Origin of the sequence: Cytobacillus kochii (assembly GCF_044790165.1) — a bacterium.
Classification (GTDB): Bacteria; Bacillota; Bacilli; order Bacillales; family Cytobacillaceae; genus Cytobacillus; species Cytobacillus kochii.
This window is the reverse complement of sequence record NZ_CP085254.1, coordinates 4,503,352-4,519,671: the sequence shown is the minus strand read 5'-3', so window position 1 is coordinate 4,519,671 and position 16,320 is coordinate 4,503,352. Positions and strand designations below refer to the sequence as shown.

15 protein-coding genes are annotated in these 16,320 nt (G+C 37.1%); 10 read left to right on the top strand and 5 right to left on the bottom strand.

What is annotated here, in order from left to right; translation table 11 throughout:
* The first annotated feature begins 501 nt into the window (after positions 1–501).
* The 4 genes from LG276_RS22955 to LG276_RS22940 all read left to right on the top strand — a co-directional run bounded on the left by LG276_RS22955 (position 502) and on the right by LG276_RS22940 (position 5,861).
* Positions 502–1,593, top strand: a complete 1,092-nt coding sequence (locus LG276_RS22955; protein WP_404293036.1) for an endospore germination permease — start codon at positions 502–504, stop codon at positions 1,591–1,593.
* Complete coding sequence (locus tag LG276_RS22950) at positions 1,580–3,034, top strand: spore germination protein (protein ID WP_404293034.1); 1,455 nt, start codon at positions 1,580–1,582, stop codon at positions 3,032–3,034. Before LG276_RS22955 ends, LG276_RS22950 begins: the two co-directional genes overlap by 14 nt.
* Positions 3,035–4,165 (top strand): Ger(x)C family spore germination protein, encoded by a 1,131-nt coding sequence (locus tag LG276_RS22945; protein ID WP_404293032.1) that lies wholly within the window; start codon positions 3,035–3,037, stop codon positions 4,163–4,165.
* Between the two features lie 265 nt (positions 4,166–4,430).
* Positions 4,431–5,861 (top strand): IS4 family transposase, encoded by a 1,431-nt coding sequence (locus tag LG276_RS22940; RefSeq protein ID WP_404293030.1) that lies wholly within the window; start codon positions 4,431–4,433, stop codon positions 5,859–5,861.
* Between the two features lie 92 nt (positions 5,862–5,953).
* Here the strand turns inward: LG276_RS22940 and LG276_RS22935 are convergent, their stop codons facing one another.
* Positions 5,954–6,490, bottom strand: a complete 537-nt coding sequence (locus tag LG276_RS22935) for a hypothetical protein (RefSeq protein ID WP_404293028.1) — start codon at positions 6,488–6,490, stop codon at positions 5,954–5,956.
* 127 nt (positions 6,491–6,617) lie between these two features.
* On the opposite strand from LG276_RS22935, the gene LG276_RS22930 reads away from it, so the two are divergent.
* From LG276_RS22930 to LG276_RS22920, 3 genes are all read left to right on the top strand, one after another.
* Positions 6,618–7,097 carry a GNAT family N-acetyltransferase gene (locus LG276_RS22930; RefSeq protein ID WP_289435019.1) on the top strand — a complete coding sequence of 160 codons (480 nt, stop codon included), beginning with the start codon at positions 6,618–6,620 and terminating at the stop codon, positions 7,095–7,097.
* Positions 7,098–7,192: 95 nt separating this feature from the next.
* A complete protein-coding gene (locus tag LG276_RS22925; RefSeq protein WP_289435018.1) occupies positions 7,193–8,638 on the top strand; it encodes a YdiU family protein in 1,446 nt (481 codons plus the stop codon).
* Between the two features lie 211 nt (positions 8,639–8,849).
* Positions 8,850–9,740 (top strand): hypothetical protein, encoded by an 891-nt coding sequence (locus tag LG276_RS22920; RefSeq protein WP_404293026.1) that lies wholly within the window; start codon positions 8,850–8,852, stop codon positions 9,738–9,740.
* A gap of 80 nt (positions 9,741–9,820) precedes the next feature.
* On the opposite strand, the gene LG276_RS22915 is transcribed toward LG276_RS22920, so the two are convergent.
* From LG276_RS22915 to LG276_RS22900, 4 genes are all read right to left on the bottom strand, one after another.
* Positions 9,821–10,198: a VOC family protein gene (locus LG276_RS22915; RefSeq protein ID WP_289435015.1), complete on the bottom strand. Its 378-nt coding sequence runs from the start codon at positions 10,196–10,198 to the stop codon at positions 9,821–9,823.
* Positions 10,199–10,212: 14 nt separating this feature from the next.
* On the bottom strand, positions 10,213–10,623 hold the full coding sequence (locus LG276_RS22910; RefSeq protein WP_224936929.1) for a VOC family protein: 411 nt from the start codon (positions 10,621–10,623) through the stop codon (positions 10,213–10,215).
* A 187-nt stretch (positions 10,624–10,810) separates the two neighbouring features.
* The gene (locus tag LG276_RS22905) at positions 10,811–12,193 is read right to left on the bottom strand and encodes a sensor histidine kinase KdpD (RefSeq protein ID WP_289435013.1); all 1,383 of its coding nucleotides are present in this window, start codon (positions 12,191–12,193) and stop codon (positions 10,811–10,813) included.
* A 10-nt stretch (positions 12,194–12,203) separates the two neighbouring features.
* Positions 12,204–12,917 (bottom strand): response regulator transcription factor, encoded by a 714-nt coding sequence (locus tag LG276_RS22900; protein WP_289435012.1) that lies wholly within the window; start codon positions 12,915–12,917, stop codon positions 12,204–12,206.
* Positions 12,918–13,067: 150 nt separating this feature from the next.
* Here LG276_RS22900 and LG276_RS22895 point away from each other — a divergent pair, with 150 nt between their 5' ends.
* The 3 genes from LG276_RS22895 to LG276_RS22885 are packed head-to-tail and all read left to right on the top strand — an operon-like array spanning position 13,068 to position 16,038.
* On the top strand, positions 13,068–13,835 hold the full coding sequence (locus LG276_RS22895; RefSeq protein WP_341105237.1) for an ABC transporter ATP-binding protein: 768 nt from the start codon (positions 13,068–13,070) through the stop codon (positions 13,833–13,835).
* Complete coding sequence (locus LG276_RS22890; protein WP_404293023.1) at positions 13,822–15,675, top strand: FtsX-like permease family protein; 1,854 nt, start codon at positions 13,822–13,824, stop codon at positions 15,673–15,675. Before LG276_RS22895 ends, LG276_RS22890 begins: the two co-directional genes overlap by 14 nt.
* Entirely contained in the window at positions 15,676–16,038 is a 363-nt protein-coding gene (locus LG276_RS22885) for a YxeA family protein (RefSeq protein ID WP_224936924.1), read from the top strand.
* Positions 16,039–16,320 lie beyond the last annotated feature (282 nt).

Sequence of the window (16,320 nt, the reverse complement as noted above, 5' to 3'; positions counted from 1 at the left end):
ATTTTGTTTAACCAGATACATCCAAATAAAGAAACTAATTATAAATACTAAAGGGAAAAATATATAATATCCCATAAAATACAGCTTTAACTTCTTGTTCATATTCTACACTCCTTAACGTAGACATAGATTTAAGGACTTTGCCTTAGCATAATAAACATCTAACTCCGATTATGTCAAAACGGGAGTATCACTCAAGCTACTATTTATTGATTTTATGTTTAAAAATATTGCTTGTCCAAGGTCCTCATCCATTTTGCTGCTATATTTATGTGAAAATTTCTTAACGTATCTTTTCCACGTTTTGTTGGTAGAACCCCATAGCCATCAAGCTAAGAAAATAAATGCCCCTAAAATGAAAATTTTAGTTTAATTCCTTGAAATTGGTTAGAGAAAGAGCACGAAGAAGGTTCTGCCCAATAATACAGGGATAAAATCTAAATTATGGGTTAATGATATGCCTATATCTATTTTATTTCTAAAGAGAACGGATGATAGATAATGGGCAGAATCACCATCACACAACTATTTGCTATTTTCCTTTTAAGTACAGGATTGAGCAATCATGTCATCGTAATTCCATTATTACTTAATTCTGCTGGCCGCGATGCCTGGATTAGTGTAATTATCGGATATATTTTGATTCTGGCTTTTTCTTTGCTTATACTCCGCATTACTACACAATTACAATCTGTTTCACTTTTTGAATGGATTACTTCAAATTATTCAAAAGTTCTCAGTGTGATCATTGCTGTTCTTATTGCTACATTTCTTCTTGTTACTGGATGGATTTCATTAAAGGAAACGGTTATGTGGACAAATGAAACCTATTTGCTGAATACACCCGTTTTTATTATTTCGTTTTTTATATTGGGATCCTCTATTTATATTTCATATGGCAAATTGAATATCATTGCGATATGTGCGGGAGTATTGCTGCCACTTGTTGTGTTATTTGGCATTTTTGTGGCACTTGGAACGCTTCCTGATAAAGACTATCATTTGATTACACCTGTACTTGTTGAAAACGGTTGGCTGGATGTGTTTCACGGTTCTCTTTTTGCATTTGGTTCTGCAATCGAGATATTTTTAATAATTATGCTGCAGCATCAAGTGACTAATAAACTTAAGTTTAGACACCTTATCTTTCTTGTTGTATTTTTATCCATACTAACGGTTGGGCCACTGCTAGGAAGCATTGCTATTTTTGGCGTGGAAGAGGCGGCGGATATTAGATACCCAGCTTTTTTTCAATGGCGGATACTAGGCATCGGCAATTATTTTAACCACTTGGATTTTCTATCGATTTATCAATGGACTTCTGGGAACTTTATCCGATTAGCAATTATCCTTTATTTGATTACACAAGCATTTTCTATCAAAAAGAAAAAAATGCGGCTAATGATACAATTATGTATTTGTATTTTGTATATTTTGTTGATTATTGCACCAATATCTGATGAACAGTTCTTATTGTTTCTAAGTCACTATTATTATATTTACAGTAGTATATTCGCTGTATTTATCATACTCTTCCTTGCTTTATTAATTAGAATGTCAAAAAACAAGGTGTCGAATCATGCACAAAAATAATACATCAAATGAAATTTACATTATTGAGCTTTTCCGGCATTCATCAGATATTTCCGTTGAAAGACATCATTTGTTTAGTCAGATTAATAAAGAACAAATGCTTGTTTTTTATTGCAATGGATTAATTGACCATAAATTATTAATTAATAGCATTCTCCCTGATATTCAATCTAACTACTATCAAAATGGCCTTGAGGGCGTTGAAAACATAAATAGCTCTATGCGATTATCATGGAAGGAAAATAAAGATAATATCAATCAAAATATCCAAGAAAAAATACTTAATGGATATACAGGAATCTCCATCGCAGATACGGTCTATTTTTTTAACACTGCAAATCCTCCTATTCGTAAAACTGAGGAATCTACAACTGAAGTCAATATACGAGGTCCAAGGGACGCCTTTGTTGAAGATATAAGTTCAAATATGGCATTAGTCCGAAAGCGAGTAAAGTCCAATTCACTTGTTTCTAAGTCCTTTACGATTGGCCAACGAAGTCAAACACAAGTGCAGCTTATTTATCTAACAGATATACAAAATGATGAAATCATTCATGAAGTGACGAACCGATTAAATGCAATTGATATTGACTTCCTTAATAGCGACAATCAATTATTAGGGCTAATTGGTGAATCAAACTATTCTCCTTTTCCGTTATTGCAATCCGTTTCGCGGCCAGATGGTGTTGTCAGCAGTCTTGCAAGGGGAAGATTCGCTATTTTAGTTGATAATGTTCCAAATGCATTAATTGCGCCTGCAAATTTGGGATTATTATTGCATACTTCAGAAGACGAACATTCTCCATATTACTATGTCACTTTTGAGCTGATGCTCAGATTAATTGGGCTAATATTATCTATTTTTTTACCAGCTTTCTGGGTGTCGATATCTGCATTTAATATGGATCAAATTCCCTTACCGTTACTAGCGACAATTGCAGCTTCAAGAATTGGCATCCCTTTTAATACGACATTGGAGCTTTTATTAATGCTCGGTTTGTTTGAACTGTTTCGTGAAGCAGGCGTGCGGTTGCCAAAAGCAGTTGGACAGACTGTTGCTGTAGTTGGCGGGTTAGTCGTTGGAGATGCAGCCATTCGTGCAGGACTAACATCGCCAACAATGCTTGTTATTTCTTCGATAACAGCAGTTTCAACATTCACATTAGGTAATCAAGCATTATTCGGCACAGTATCGCTTCTTCGCATTGGTTCCATTATCTTATCATCTGTATTTGGAATGTTTGGCTTTTTTATCAGCGTCTTTTTGGTCCTTGGCCATCTAGCTAAATTAGAGTCATTTGGGATCCCTTATTTAAGTCCAGTTTCTCCTTTTGTAAAAAAAGACTTTCTCAAATCAATTACGAAATATCCGACGTCTAAACAAAATGAGCGTGCAAAGATTCTTAATCCATTAGATAAAGATAGACAGGGTGATAAGTAAATGAAGAGAACTAAAATAATGCTATTAATTGGTTGTTTGATATTTGTACTTACTGGATGCTGGGATGGAAAGGAAATTGGCGAAGTGAATTATGTGACAACACTGGGAATTGATTACAAAGATGAATATTATCTTTTGTATGTACAGTCTCTCGACTTTTCAAGTGTGGCTAAACAGGAAACTGGTAAACCGACCGAACCTGTTCCTTTATATATCGGGAAAGGCAAAGGACGTAACATAAATGATGCCATTTATGATTTATATCGGACATCGCAACAATCAATAAATTGGGCTCACATAGGCGCCATTATTTATTCTGAGTCTGTATTGGAAAGAGGACTAGATGAGGTCAGGCAAGCGCTGCGAAAGAATGGAGAATTCCGCTACACCCCATGGATGTTTGGAACAAAGGACCCAATTGAGGAAGTGCTTAGCGTTACAGGATTTTTCCAAATGCCGCCAATATACACAATCCTTTATAAACCTACTGACACATATAATATATATTCGTTCATCAGACCGTTAAGAATGCACCATTTTTCTGCACTTCTTAGTGAACCAGGCAGTACAGTTTTACTGCCTTCTCTATCTATAGATGACACGAAATGGACTGAATCAAAAAATAAGCCAATTCCAAAGGAAACACTTAAAATAAACGGTACCTTTCCTATTTCTGATAAGAAATCTAAAGAATGGCTTTCTTATGATGAACTTTCCGGTATAAGATGGATGGAAGCAAAAACAAAGAATACTCCTGTAGATTTAATAAAAGATGGTAAAATTAAAGGACTAGTTCTAGTAACAAAACCGTCAACAAAGATTAGAGTGTTGAGAGAAAAAGATAATTTCCAATTCACTTTTCACGTAAAAGCAAAGGGCACACTGGAGAGTTTAGAAGAATATCTTTCCGATGACCAAATTGAAAAAATAGTTAGGAAACAAATCGAGAAGGAAATTAAAGAAACCTATTTAAATGGACTTGAAAAAGATATTGATGTATTTAATTTAAAAAATATGATTTTTCATGAACGCGTAAAACCTAGTCAGTTAAACAATAACCAACTAACTGCTGATTCACTCCGAGAAGTTTTGGTTGACTTTCAGCTAAAAAGCAGAGGTGTCTATGATTGAAATATTAATCACAAGAGAAAAGTATGTGTATTGTAAATCAGTTATAAAAACTTCCATTTGTTATATCTGTTTGCAAGAGAAAAAAGTATGTAATGGTTCTTTTACTATCTCCTGTAGACTTTTGGATTTGGAGGTTACCTCAATAGTACAAGTTTTTTCTAGGGTAGAGTCACATGCCCATCAAGCTAAGTAAAAAAAATAGCTCCAATAATAAGAAAACGCTATGCTTATCGTAAGGAGTTTACGAGAAAGGATGGTGTTTTTTATGAATCCTATCATCTCTAGTGAACTGACATTTTTTTCACAAGAAATACAACGCTTTCTATCTCCAATAGTTCTTAAAGAAATAGCCAAAAAGGTTGGTTTTGTGCAGCGATCTAGTAAGTATCAAGCAGATGAACTGATCGCCCTTTGTGTTTGGCTCAGCCAAGAAGTCGCTAGTACATCACTTACGCAACTATGTAGTCGTTTGGAGGCTTCAACAGGTGTACTCATGAGCCAAGAGGGGCTCAATCAACGCTTTAATCCAGCAGCTGTGGCATTCCTCAGAGAAGTTTTTTCTTCACTCCTAGCACAAAAACTCTGTTTCAATCGATCAATTTCTTCAGACATGATTTCTTCTTTCAAACGTATTCGGATTTTAGATGCAACTGTATTTCAGCTACCTGATTCCTTCTCAACTGATTATCAAGGTTCTGGGGGGAGCAGTAATACTGCGGGGGTTAAAATCCAATTGGAATACGATTTACTAAGTGGCCAGTTTTTAAACGTACAGCTAGGACCTGGAAAGAACAATGATAAAACATATGGTACTACCTGCCTTGAAACTGTAAAGAATAATGATCTATGTTTACGTGATCTTGGTTACTTTGATTTAAAAGATTTACAAGCTATTCATGATAGGAATGCTTATTTTATTTCTCGCTTGAAGTTAAATACACGTATTTATATCATGAATCCCCACCCAGAATTCTTCAATAATGGTACTTTAAAAAAACAAACCGAATACATTCAAGTTGATATGAATCAAATATTGTCTAGTCTAAGTCCTGGTGAAACTTTGGAAATACCAGAAGCATATATTGGACAAAATCAGAAGCTTCCAGCACGTGTCATCATCCATCGATTAACCGAAAATCAAACGCAAACCCGCCTAAAAAACCAAGCCATACGAGAAAAGAAGAAAGGTATTGTCATGAAGGATAAAAGTAAGCAATTGATGGGCATGAACGTCTATATTACGAACACATCACCAGAAGAAGTCCCCGTTGATTATGTCCATTCCCTCTATTCCTTGCGTTGGCAGATTGAGATTTTATTTAAAACATGGAAGTCATTTTTTGAAATTGATGAATGCAAAGCAATCAAAAAAGAACGCTTAGAGTGCCATTTATATGGCCAACTCATTGGCATTCTCCTTTGTTCTTCTACCATGTTTCAAATGCGACAGTTACTGTTTGAAAAGAAAAAGAAGGAGTTGAGTGAATACAAAGCAATTTATATGATCAAAGATTACTTCCCATTACTGTTTCAAGCGATGGCAGTTGGAACAGAAGAACTTCTGAAAATTCTGCATCGCCTTTATCATCTACTAAAAAAGAACGGTCGTAAATGTCATCGGTATAAGAAGATGACTGTCTTTGATATTCTAGGAGTTGTGTATGAAACGACGGTGAAGGATAGACAAGCTGCCTAGCAGAAAAATTGCATTTTAATAGGCTTCTTTGGCATGCCTACTTTTCTATCACTCGCTCGTTTTGAAACAAGAATGATTTCGTACTTAGTCATTTACATCGTTAGCTTGATGGGCATGTGGTAGAACCCCGTAATGAAAAAACATGTAATCCATGCAGTTGTTGTAACGATTATAGCTAGAAATAACCCCATAGCCTGCATGAAAATATCTTCTCCTTGATAGGATGGCTCAAGAGTGATGTACAAAAAAGTAAATAAAACGGTTAATCCCATGTAGAAACTACTTCCAATAGTGGCTAACTTTAATCTATCCCCTTTTGAGCCCTGCCAGGCTTTATTTACTGCCACCCATAAATAGATGCTTGTGCATACGGCTAAAACCATAAAAATTAAGTGAACATAGGGAATGACAAAATAGCCCACAATATAAAGAGCAAGAATGGTAGTAGAAAATAGGGCTGTATTCATGAAGAATAGGAGAATTCCAGCTCGCCAATGTGACTGGAACCATGGCGTCTTTTTTAAAAGATGCACGAATGGATTCCCCTTGCCAAGTTGAGAGAGGATGGGGTTTTTAAAGAATATAATAACTAACATGATGAGTGAACCAACAAATAATATTAAAGTCATTGTAACCCTCCATAATAAAATTATTTCATATATAGGATACAAGGTTATTTATTGAAAAACAATAAAAAATTATCGATATATTCATTTTCCTCATATGGTATATTTGACAGAGGTAGAGGAGATGTGAATGATGAAACTCGTAGGTAGTCATATTTATTTAGCAAGTCCCCAATTGAAAGAATTTCCTTATGTTTGGAATATGCTTAATGATAAGGATGCACGAAAGTATACGGGAGGCATTCCTCAAATAAGTTATGTCGAAAGAGAGTTATTATATGCTGAGCAATGTCAGACCTTTGGTGAAAACGGTAATTGGGAATTATCCATTTATTCTAGGAAAAATAATGATTATTTGGGCTATGCAGGTTTTACTTTTGACGATGTCAATGAAAGATACTACCTCATGTATGGATTAGACAGGCAATATTGGGGAAAAGGTTATGCGACAGACGCAATCACCTTACTTCTAACATTTGCAAATAAAAAATTAAATATTTCTACTATTTATGCGAGTGTTCATCCTAAGAACGCTTCGTCTATCCATTTGTTAAAGAAATTTTCATTTGCAAAAAGGGATAACGAAGATCTTTATATTCTTAGTAGTTAAAGTTACAGGAAGTAAAAGAGGTTAGCTATTTTTTTATTTTCATAAAAGAAGAGATATAATAAAACAAATATGATACAAAAGGAGAGGCGATAAGAATGCCAGAAAGACATGTGTCAGGCTGGAATTTGCAAAATAGTTATAAGAAGCTGTCTCCCGGTCTTTTTACAGAAACAAAACCACAGCGAGCAAGTGATCCCGAGATGGTGCAATGGAATAAAGAAGTAGCCGAAAGTTTAGGGATTAACAAAGAGTGGTTACAGAGTGATGAGGGCATGAAGGTGTTAGCCGGAAACCAATTGCCAGAGGGCAGTGAGCCGATTGCACAAAGCTATGCAGGACATCAGTTTGGTCATTTTAATCGCCTAGGTGATGGGCGCGCCATTCTTTTAGGTGAACAGGTGATGGTAAACGGTGATCTCGTTGATATTCAGTTAAAAGGTGCCGGTAGAACACCGTATTCTCGCGGTGGGGATGGCCGTGCGGCGCTTGGACCGATGTTGAGGGAGTATCTCATCAGTGAAGCGATGCATGGTTTGGGCATTCCAACAACGAGGAGCTTAGCCGTAGTCGAAACGGGTGATGATATTGCACGCGAAACTTTATTACCAGGGGCCATTTTGACACGAGTAGCGGCGAGTCACATTCGTGTAGGCACTTTTCAATTTGCAGCTACCTTCACGAAACCGGAAGAATTGCAGGCGTTAGCTGATTATACCATTGAGCGTCATTATCCTGAGCTTTTAAAAGAAGACCATCCATACGTGGCCTTGTTGCGTAAAGTGATCGAAGTTCAGGCGGGTTTGATTGCTAAATGGCAAGCGGTCGGTTTTATTCATGGTGTCATGAACACGGATAATATGACGATCTCTGGAGAAACGATTGATTATGGTCCATGTGCCTTTATGGATACGTATGACCCAGCAACGGTATTCAGTTCTATTGATGTTCAAGGTCGTTATGCATACGGAAACCAACCTTATATGGCGGGTTGGAACTTGGCGCGCTTCGCAGAGTCACTGATTCCCTTATTACATGATGAAACCGAGGAAGCGGTGAAAATTGCGCAAGAGGAAATCGGCGAATACAATCGTATCTATATTCATAAGTGGGCCGGAGAAATGAGGGCCAAACTCGGTCTGTTTACAGCAGAAGAATCAGATAAGGCTCTTATTCACGATTTACTCGAAATCATGAAGGAGCAGGGGGCGGATTATACGAACACATTCATCGCCCTGACCTTTCGAACATTAGATCAGCCAGCGTTCATAGAGTGGATAGCTCGTTGGCAAGAGCGGTTAAAGAGACAGGAAGCTTCAGAAGCGGAAGTGGAACAGTTAATGAAAAATCATAACCCAGCTGTTATTCCACGAAATTATTATGTTGAAAAAGCATTAACTGCAGCGGTGAACAAAGGGGATTATCATTTATTTGAGGAGCTATTAGCGGTGCTCGCTCATCCATATGCACATACGGCAGAGCAGGAGAAGTATAAAGAGGTACCGGTACAGGATGATAATTATCAAACATATTGCGGGACGTAAAAGAAGCGGGGGAATGTCCCTTGCTTTTTTTACGCATGTTTATAGGGATTTTTGTGGAGCTTGCAAAAATTGATCGGATACGGCGAGAAACCGAACGGGTCAAAAATCGGAAGCAGTAGGGAAACCTGGTTGGATTAAGCAGGAAACGCGTCAAAAAACGGAGTCAGTAGGGAAACCTGATTGGATTAGGCAGGAAACGTGTCAAAAATCGGTGACAGTAGGGAAACCTGATAGGATTAAGCAAGAAACGCGTCAAAAAACGGAGGCAGTAGAAAAAACTGGTTGGATTAAGCAAGAAACGTGTCAAAAAACGGAGTCAGTAGGAAAACCTGATAGGATTAAGCAAGAAACGCGTCAAAAAACGGTGACAGTAAGAAAACCTGATAGGATTAGGCAGGAAACGCGTCAAAAAACGGAGTCAGTAGGAAAACCTGATAGGATTAGGCAGGAAACGTGTCAAAAATCGGTGACAGTAAGAAAACCTGATTGGATTAAGCAGGAAACGCGTCAAAAAACGGAGGCAGTGGGAAAACCTGATTGGATTAGGCAGGAAACGAGTCAAAAATCGGTGTCAGTAGAAAAAACTGGTTGGATTAAGCAGGAAACGCGTCAAAAAACGGAGTCAGTAGGAAAACCTGATAGGATTAAGCAAGAAACGTGTCAAAAAACGGAGTCAGTGGGAAAAACAGATAGGATTAAGCAAGAAACGCGTCAAAAATCGGTGACAGTAGGAAAACCTGATAGGATTAAGCAAGAAATGCGTCAAAAACCCGTAGCAGAAGAAAAAACAGATTGGCTTAAGCAGGAAACGCGTCAAAAAACGGTGACAGTAAGAAAACCTGATAGGATTAGGCAGGAAACGCGTCAAAAAACGGTGACAGAAGGAAAACCTGATAGGCTTAAGCAAGAAACGCGTCAAAAATCGGTGACAGTAGGAAAACCTGGTTGGATTAAGCAGGAAACGCGTCAAAAATCGGTGACAGTAGGAAAACCTGGTTGGATTAAGCAGGAAACGCGTCAAAAATCGGTGACAGTAGGAAAACCTGATAGGATTAAGCAAAAAACGAGTCAAAAACCCGCGTCAGTAGCAAAAATTGCTTGAATCAGCAGTGAAACAGAAGTAACAGTCAATCACCTACCACAAAAAAACACACGAACATACAGCCCATGTGTTTTGCTAACTTAGTTCTTCTCCATTACCGCAAAATAATTCTCTTCGTTATCGGCAAAGTTGAATACTTTACCAAAAGGCATTTCAACGAGCTCTCCTACTGTGATTTCTTTATTCTTATATGTTTGGTAGAGCTTTTCAATGTCATTTGTATAAAACATTAGAGAGGGTGTTCCAAGGTTTAATTCCGGGCTCATCTTTGCCACGGTTTGTTTATCTTGAAGGACAATGGTTGTTTCTGTTTGTTCGGACGAAGCAACCTCATACCATTTAAAATCTCCTTCGTCATTTTCCGCAATCAGTTTGAAGCCGATTTTTTCTATCCAAAATTGCAAGCTTGTTTGTTGGTCGTTGACATATAACATGATTTGTCCTAGTGATAGGGTCAAAATAATTGCCTCCTTTATCTTGTCGTTTGACTATCCATATATATGACTTCCCACGTATGTCCATCAAGATCTTGAAAGCCCATTTGATACATAAATCCAAAGTCTTTTGCTTCAGATGCCAATCTACCACCAGCATCTAACGCCTTTTTAATGATTTCATTGACTTGGTTTCTACTTTCAGCAGCAAAGGATGTAATGACTTCAATTTGGTCATTGGAATCAATGATGTTTTTGGCGGTAAAGTTTTTAAACTGTCCCTCTGTCATCAGCATGGAAAAAGTATGTTCATTGATGACCATACACGCGGCGTCATCGTTAGTGAAATCGTCGTTGAAAGTAAACCCAATTTGTTTAAAAAAGTCCATTGACTTCTTTAGGTCTTTCACAGGTAAATTAATAAATGTCATTTTAGGTTGAAAAGACATTTCTTGTCACCTTCTCTTTCGTAGTTAATGGTAAGACTGATTTCACGTTAATTATAGAGACATGCTATGAGGTAGTCAATTTTAATTTAGAATATTCTGTAAAAAGAACATACTTCATTCCTTCTTATCATTCTTCATAACAGAGATACACCCCTTTTTATAAGTCTAGGAGGGGTGTATTAACTCGTTACATTTTCTTTTTTAATGCAATAACAATCTTTGTACCTTGATGCTGTTCACTAGTCAGATAAACGGTGCCACCGTGGGCTGTAATGATATCTCTCGCGATCGCCATTCCAAGCCCAGTACCTTGTGCTTTTGTATTAGTGCCACGGTAGTATCGGTCAAAAATTTGCTCTAAGTCGTCGGAAGCGATACCGTTTCCATTATCCTCAATGATTAGTTTTCCAGCTTCTAGACGAATATCTACCTCAACGTCTGATGCATTATGCAGAAGGGCATTGTGAATAAAATTCAATAGAGCTCGTTTCATTAAATGCTGGTCGATGGACCAAATGAGTGCCGGATCATCACTTTCAAAACTGATATGATAGCCGTCATAACGAGGATCATTCAGAATGTCAATAACCATTTCCCGCGTAAATCGTTCTGCCTTTATCTCTTGTATGTGCAAAGGTAATTCTTGGTTGCGTAATCGCAGTGTAAGGTTAAAGTCATCTAGTAATTCTTTCATATAAAGAGATTGCCGCTCAATGACTTCTGCGTATTCCTGCCTCTCCGCATGGGAAACTTGCTCCTCATTTAATAACTCGGCATAGCCGCGAATGGAGGCAAGCGGTGTTTTTAAATCATGGGAAACATTACTTATCCATTCGTTGCGCATATTTTCGAGTTTTTTACGTTCTTCCTCATGCGCTTGAAGGGTAGTGGAAACTTCATTCAGATTGGCAAACACAGGTTTATAAATACCTGCTCGTTTCGTCTTTTGAACAGCGAAATTTCGTGCTTTAAGTTGAGAAATGCGTTCAATCATATAATGAACAGGCTTGGTCAGTATTGTGCTAAAGAGTAGCCCAACAATAGCTGCGATAATCAAATCAACAATCGTTATGGCAATGATTGCTTTGAAGACATACGTAATGACTGAAGTGGTATCCATCATGAAAGTAACGCGCTCCTCTTTACTTTGGGGGACACCTATGATGTAACTATATTCTTCGAATTCCCCGAGGAAATACGTATTAAAATGATCGTCCATATACTTATATTTATGTACAATTTCTACAGGGCTATAATGATTTGCAACTCCATCTGGTGCAAATTTAGAGGAAATCACCTCTCCATTTTGATTTAAAATTTGCAGCCACGCACCGAATGATTCTAGCGCTTCTACTCCTTCAGCTGAAAGAGTTGGTTGTTCATCTTCTAATGTTAAATAGTTAGAAAAAGAACGGGTGAATCGTTCGGCTGAACCACTTTCTACTTGATCAATGCCTTGTTGTTGCTGATAAATAAGCAAACCAATTAAAACCATTGTATTAACAATGATGACGATGAAAACGATGCTTAAAATTGAGAATAAATACCTACCAGTTAATTTCCATTTCATTTGTCCTCACCTATTTTACATTCAGTCGATACCCGAGCCCTTTAACCGTCGTAATGAAGGTCGGTTTGGATGGTTTATCTTCTATTTTCTCACGTAATCTGCGGATATGAACCATTAATGTATTATCTGCTCCGTAGAAGTCTTCACCCCACACGGTTTGAAACAATGTTTCCTTACTAAGTATTCGATTTGGGTTTCGGATAAAACAAGCCATTAACCCAACTTCCTTAGCAGTTAGTTCTATGCGTTGATCCTGCTTGTACACTTCTGTTTGTTCTTTATTTAAGGCAAAAGGACCGGCAGTCATCATCGTTGTTTCTATCATTGCTTGTTCAGATATCTGTTGTGAATAGCTGCCAGCACGTCGGAGTTGCGCTTTCACACGATAAGCAACTTCTTTTGGGCTGAATGGTTTTGTAATATAGTCATCTCCGCCAATTGCCAATCCTAATATCTTATCGACTTCATCTGTTTTGGCGGATAGGAATAAAATTGGAATTCTTGAGACTTCACGGATTTTTTTACATAAATCGTAGCCCTCACCGTCAGGAAGCATCACATCGAGAATCGCTAAATGTGGGGAGAAAGCCTGGAATTGTTCCCAACCATTCTTAACTGTTCCTGCTGTTTGTATGGATTGAAATCCTTCTTTTTTTAGAGAAGTTTGCATGAGCTGACATAAATCTTGTTCATCATCAACGATTAGAATACGAGGCTGTTCCACATTGATTCCTTCCTTTCATCTATCTATTAGCCTTATCTTAACAGTGTTTAACGATTATTATATACAATTTAAGGATTTTGTAAGGTAGAAGTGAATTTAGTGTAAGGATGGGGAGGTAAAGTAGAGACATAAGAAAGAGGTGCTTAATATATGGAATCATTATTAGTTGTAAAAAAGGTAGAAAAAATATACGGAAAAGGTGCAAACACATTTCATGCGCTTCAGAATATATCATTTGACATTAGCCATGGGGAATTTGTAGGCGTTATGGGGCCATCAGGAGCTGGGAAGTCTACCTTACTAAATGTATTGGCAACAATTGACTCTCCGACTAACGGTGATATTTATATTGAAGAAGACAATATTGCCAAAATGAAAGAAGAGAAGTTAGCGGATTTTCGCCGTGATCATTTAGGTTTTATTTTTCAAGACTACAATCTACTCGATTCATTAACTGTTCGCGAAAATATTGTCTTGCCACTTGCGATTGCTAAAAAATCAGCAAAGGAAATGGCTGAAAAAGTAGAGACATTAGCGCATACATTCGGGATTGCTCCTTTATTGGATAAATATCCTTATCAAATATCTGGAGGTCAGAAACAAAGAACGGCAGCTTGTCGTGCACTGATTTCGAATCCTAAATTGATTTTTGCTGATGAACCGACTGGTGCTTTGGATTCAAAGTCAGCAACAGATTTACTAGAAAGCATGAGCCAATTAAATGAAAAGCATGAAACAACGATTATGATGGTTACGCATGATGCTTATGCTGCTAGTTTTTGCCGAAGAATTCTTTTTATTAAAGATGGCCAATTATCAAAGGAAATTTATCGTGGTTCACATACCAGGAAAGAGTTTTTCCAAATGATCTTAGCGGAATTGGCACAACTAGGCGGTGACGATAATGACGCTATTTGATTTAGCGATCAAAAATATTCGTCGAAATGTGAAGAGTTATGGGCTGTACATCGGCTCGATGATTTTCTCTATTATCATTTATTTTACTTTTGTCACGTTGAAATATAGTGAAGACATCACTGCTTTGGCAGCAGTCTCAAAGCAAGTCAGTAGTATTATGAGTGCATCTGCATTTGTCCTGATTATTTTTGTTGCTGTGTTTATCCTTTATTCGAACTCTTTTTTTATGAAAAAAAGGAAGCAGGAAGTAGCGCTTTATTCCTTACTTGGGGTACGTAAACGCTCCATCGGTTTTATGCTTTTTTTCGAGAATATCGTTATTGGCGTAATTGCCTTAATTATTGGTGTTGGCTTGGGCTTCTTATTATCACAACTCCTCTTAATGGTTTTATTAAAATTAATGGGACTAGAAGTAATGAGCAGTCTAGCATTTTCACCAAGTGCAGTTGTTAATACAGTCATCGTCTTTATGATTCTGTTTTTATTTACGTCATTACAAGGTTATCGTGTTATTTATCGTTTTAAGTTAATTGATTTATTTCACGCAGAAAAGAAAGGCGAGGAATTGCCGAAAGCACGTCTTATCTCGGCTGTATTAGGTGTGGCATCATTAGCAGGTGCTTATTGGTTGGCGTTGCAAGATTTGATGACTTCAGAAGTATGGCGCTTACTTAGTGTAGCTATGCCATTAGTGATTATTGGATTAACTGTGTTAGGAACGTATCTGATTTTTAATAGTGTACTTGTCTATATTTTATCGAAATTAAAAAATCAAAAGAACTGGGCTTGGAAAGGCTTAAATCTATGGACAACGTCACAGCTATTGCACCGCATTCGTGGGAATGCACGAACACTAACAGTAATTGCAACTTTAAGTGCAACAACAATTACTGCTGGTGGTGCGGTATTTGGGCTTTATTATAATGCGGACAAAGAAATAGAGACCTACACGCCTATTACATTTATGTGGGAGGGCGAGCCACAGAAAATTACACAAGACATTGTTGTGTATAAAGAGGAAATCAAAAGTAAAACTGTCCGTATAGCTGAAGGCGACATGGAAATTGACTACCAAGTAATGGATTATTCAACCTTCAAGCAATTGGCTACACAACAAGGGTGGGAGGGCCTCCCTACCATTAATCAGGAAGAGGCATTTATCCTGGATACGTATTATGATGAGCGTTGGTCGACGAAAGTAGATGAGGTTAAGCTTAATAAGCAAACATTAAACGTAATTGCTTACGAGGAACGATCCGTTGTTAATACCTTCACAATGGGAGGTAAATTATTAGTTGTAACAGATGCTTTTTTTGAACAAATTGACAGCCCTCAGGTGACCTACCAGGCAGTTCAAGTGGAAGATTATAAAAAGCAGCAAGCACTATCAGATGATTTAGCTGCTTCTACAGAACAATTTTCAAGTGCCACACAACAATATAAAGATTCCATTGAAGCTTCAGGCTCTATGCTATTTGTTGGGAGCTTTCTTGGACTCGTATTCTTAGTCGCTACTGGTAGCATCATTTTCTTTAAGATGATGACTGAAGCAGAAGAAGATAAAGGGAAATATCAAGTGTTATACAAAATTGGTGTGTCACAAAAAGAAATGAAACGAACGATTAGACATCAGGTGGGAATGATCTTTACGGCACCATTACTACTTGGATTAATGCATGGAGCGATCGCCTTAGTTGCATTTTCTAATTTGCTAATGATGAATCTGCTTATACCAGTAGTAATATGGATGCTAGCATATACAATAATCTATTTCATCTATTATTTCTTAACGATAAGAAGCTTTCAAAAAACGATATTTTCAATGTTAGGGGAGAGATAAATGAAGAAGACAACTGGGGTTATCGGGGGAATTGTCATCGTTTTTATTGTGGCAGTTATTCTATTAATGAATATGGATTTTAATCGTTTAGGCAAAGAGAACGCGTATGTTCAATTAAATGAAGAGCCGAGAGTAGAAGAAGAAACATTAGAATCAGGAGAAGTGATGAAAAGGTATTGGTATGAGCTTTCAGCTTATAATAAAGAGGGCAAAGCAATCGCAGTAGAATTCTCTTCTTCTAGAGCTTTGCGAGAGGGTGCCTACTTAATGCTTTATCTTGATGATAGTAATGAAGTCACGTCTTACGATGAAGTAAAAGAAAGTGATATTCCTTCAGAAGTAATAGAAAAAATAAATGCGTAAAGATAGGCCCCTGAAAATTTTTTTCGGGGGCTTTTAAGTATTTTGGAATAATAAATAATTAGAATGGTAAATTTGAATAAAACAGCAAAATATCCGTTAAAAGCAAATAAAAGAATAACCACTAAGAGAAAATGCGCGGAACTTTCCAACTTTTATCTGTTTTCCATTATTTTTTTCAGTCAAATATCAAAAAATTTTATATAATATAAATAGGATTTATACTATTATAGAGGGAGAAGAATTTCTTCTATGATGGATAATTGCCAATTTTATAGTATAATT